Raw genomic sequence first — 3,260 nt, 5'->3', positions numbered from 1 at the left:
TGTTGGTCTTCCTCCAATGGAAATATCGTATAAGAAGAAAAGTTGTCACTATCCACAAACTTTTCAGCTATCAGCCCTTTTGAGGCATCAATAAATTTTGTTATATTATCAATCATATCAAAATGAGAACCGAAACCCCCGAAATTTTCTACATAAACGTATGGAACACAAACAAATCTACCATGTCCTCTATCACTGGCATAAACACCGTTCGCAATATATTCGTCATCAGCACCACCATCCAGCAAATCTTCCAAAGCGTCATAAATGCCATCTACACATTGCTCTTTAGAATATCTATGAGCGCGGTTTTTTAATTGCTTCTCCACATCAGTAGCAAAGGGTTTTTTTTCAGCACTGTAGATATGACCTCCCCCCACCTCCATATTCCCTCTATAGTCAGACAGGGCATAAGCACGAGACACAAGGTTAACAACCAAATATTTGTCGTTGTTCTTATTATCGCTAGCCCAAACGAGACTGGCTAAAGATAAAGCCAACACGCATAATATAAATATTTTTTTGTCTAAATGTTTCATTAGTCAGTTGCTCCTGCCACTCGTTAGTTGTCCATAGTTGTTAAACGTGTTTGTGCTCGCCGTTAAATCTCTTAATGCTCCTATATGCCCTATATTACTAATATTACCCGTTGCACTTAATAGCAGGATAAATAGGATAAAATAAGACACTTTATACTGCTTATAACATATAATAAATACACAAGTCAAATGCTTTTCGTTCAATACAAAATATCTCTACTCCATTCGTCAGAATAGATAGTTGAATCAATACCACCATATCTTATATCAACCCCAAGCCAATCTAATCTAAGCTTGAACCAAATATCTTTGCATGCTAAGCCCATTTAGTCATACTATTCATAACTGCGGCATAGTTTGATATTATATAAAATCTTGCCCTACCCATTCCCGGTTAGACCATCTATTTATAACTGCGGCATAGTTTGATGCTATATAAAATCTTGCCCTATCAGCTACTATAGCAGCATAGATATAATTTTTTTTGTGTTTAGTCTTTTCTACATATTCAAGCATATACTTTACAGAGCGAGCAACATATTCTTCATATACTGCATTATGGTCCCATTGAAAATCCCAAAATTCATCCATATGGTTGCTCATTACTAATCTGTCGCCCTCAAAATGATGCGCTTCACCACCAACAACAACCATATTATGCTCAATGAGAATATCAGCAACACACACCAAATCTTTAGCGTAAAATCCCCTACCCTCATATCCTATTGGCGACAAATCAATGCCTTTATCAAATAAGTCTACTGGTAATATATCTAATAAGTCTACTGGTAATATACCATCCATTTTTAGTTTCCTCTGCTTGTCTCTGAGTTGTATTGTAGCCCAGCACTGCCATAAAAGCCAGTCCCAAACGATGTAATTGCCGCCTGTTTCGTCATATTACCTCATTATTTTTATACTTGGAACTATTTTTCTTGTTTGTCCTTTAGATAGAGCATATACTCTATTAGGCAAACAACAAACCACGCCACAAACCATATAGATTCAGTTCGGCTGATGCCTATTCCATTAACATTTATAAACAAGAATCTAAGCGTAAGTAGCAGAGTTAACCCATCTAGTAGCCCCCACTCAGAGTTAGGTATATGGTCGCGATTTCTTCGTTTATTGCCTAAATAGACAACAAGCTTTACTAGGCAAACAATAATCCACACCACAAACCAAGCCAACTCCTCCATGCGCTCTATTCTATCAAAGTTCACAACAAATAGTCTAGACGTAAACAATATAACCATCACGTCTAGCAACCCAAATTTAAGTTTAAATTTAAACATATCTCCCTCCTTTTCATTAGCCCTACAGAATTTCCCCTGAAATTGCTGTTCCAATAGATATACCATACATAGTTTCATTAAAGGTATCCAACGTTCTCAACTTGAAACCAATTGCAAACTTACGAATGCACAATGTTATACCACATTCTAGCACCCTGCTTTGAGCAGACAGGTATTTTACATCGTCTCCTTTATCTTTGAGTATACCGTATCCCACAGCCCACCCGATACCCCCATAAACATTTAGGTAATGGTCACGTTTAAGTTCAAATGGCAACTTGCATATATACATAGGAGCAAAAAAACTTGACATACCATCGGAAACGAAATCCATACCAAATGAAATAAAGGGTATTCCAAACTGAAATGATGCTCCCATAGTTGTAGATTGTTGACTAGAGCCACGTTCATCGGAATGTTTAATTGAAAATAAATCCACAGTAGCCTCTCCATAATGCATATATGCTTCCTGAGCCGCTTGTGCTACATCCACGCTAATAGATATTATAACCATTAGCAATATTAATAGCCTAGACCCACGCATAAACAAACCCCTCCAACCAGTTTGGACAAGATATATATACTGCCCATATCCTACGATAGATACCTTATATACCCGTATCGTGATAACGTGTCAAGGGTAATTTTTAGAAATTTAGCTTAATAAAAGCAAGCCTAATTTACACATAATAACAAAATTATGCTAATATAAATATTATGAAACTAACTAGGGAACTAATAACAACGCTTAATACTTGGCAGAGCCAACGTCCTGTATGGTTCATACTTGGGTTAACCCCTATTGTGCTTGATGTGCTGGCATGGGAAGTTTTCCAAAATATTCAAGGCTACCTACCCTGCGAGCTGTGCGTTTATATACGTCTGTCAATGTTTATAATAGCGATAGGCTCTCTCATTATTGCAATAAAACCGACATCAGCTATATGTCGCATTATCGGCTATGTTATGTGTGTTTATGGAATAGTTAAAGGGTGGTTTTGGAATATTGCACTTGAATGGCACTATATAATGGTTGATAGCATTCAGAACGGCACTAAAGATATATTTGCATATAATGGGCTTATAAGCACGTGTTCACTGCACCCCACATTTCCATTAGGACTACCATTAAATGAATGGTTTCCTTCAATGTTCCAGCCTACGGGCACGTGCGGAGCGGATGGCTGGCTACTCTTCGGTTTTAATATGTCTGAATGTTTGTTTCTATTTTACGCCGCATACACGCTGGCATTTTTGCTATTGATAGGGGCTACTATAAAGGATAAGTTCGGACGATGCAGTTAATACTAGGCGGGACATCTGACACGCATAGATATATGAAAGATTGCCCCAAAAAATATATTATATCAGTAGCAACAGACTATGGATATAAGCTATTTTCTAGCCTCTATGGGGCAAACAAGGT

At 37.4% G+C, this 3,260-nt stretch carries 6 protein-coding genes; 1 reads left to right on the top strand and 5 read right to left on the bottom strand.

The genetic code is table 11. The features are described 5' to 3' along the window. The 5 genes from AC1MDJ_RS07210 to AC1MDJ_RS07190 form a co-directional block, all read right to left on the bottom strand. Positions 1-539: hypothetical protein (locus tag AC1MDJ_RS07210; protein ID WP_479690251.1), on the bottom strand; the 539-nt coding region annotated here is incomplete at its 3' end. Positions 540-542: 3 nt separating this feature from the next. Continuing rightward, positions 543-689 (bottom strand): hypothetical protein, encoded by a 147-nt coding sequence (locus tag AC1MDJ_RS07205; protein WP_479690250.1) that lies wholly within the window; start codon positions 687-689, stop codon positions 543-545. A 213-nt stretch (positions 690-902) separates the two neighbouring features. Next, the gene (imm40, locus tag AC1MDJ_RS07200) at positions 903-1,343 is read right to left on the bottom strand and encodes an Imm40 family immunity protein (protein WP_479690249.1); all 441 of its coding nucleotides are present in this window, start codon (positions 1,341-1,343) and stop codon (positions 903-905) included. A gap of 122 nt (positions 1,344-1,465) precedes the next feature. Continuing rightward, positions 1,466-1,834, bottom strand: a complete 369-nt coding sequence (locus AC1MDJ_RS07195) for a hypothetical protein (RefSeq protein ID WP_479690248.1) — start codon at positions 1,832-1,834, stop codon at positions 1,466-1,468. A gap of 22 nt (positions 1,835-1,856) precedes the next feature. Further along, on the bottom strand, positions 1,857-2,378 hold the full coding sequence (locus tag AC1MDJ_RS07190; RefSeq protein ID WP_479690247.1) for a hypothetical protein: 522 nt from the start codon (positions 2,376-2,378) through the stop codon (positions 1,857-1,859). Positions 2,379-2,551: 173 nt separating this feature from the next. On the opposite strand from AC1MDJ_RS07190, the gene AC1MDJ_RS07185 reads away from it, so the two are divergent. Continuing rightward, positions 2,552-3,139: a disulfide bond formation protein B gene (locus AC1MDJ_RS07185; protein WP_479690246.1), complete on the top strand. Its 588-nt coding sequence runs from the start codon at positions 2,552-2,554 to the stop codon at positions 3,137-3,139. The last annotated feature ends 121 nt before the right edge of the window (positions 3,140-3,260 follow it).

The organism is Candidatus Termitispirillum reticulitermitis (genome assembly GCF_054655775.1).
The sequence above is the reverse complement of the archived record's forward strand: the minus strand, read 5'-3'. Positions and strand labels throughout refer to the sequence as shown.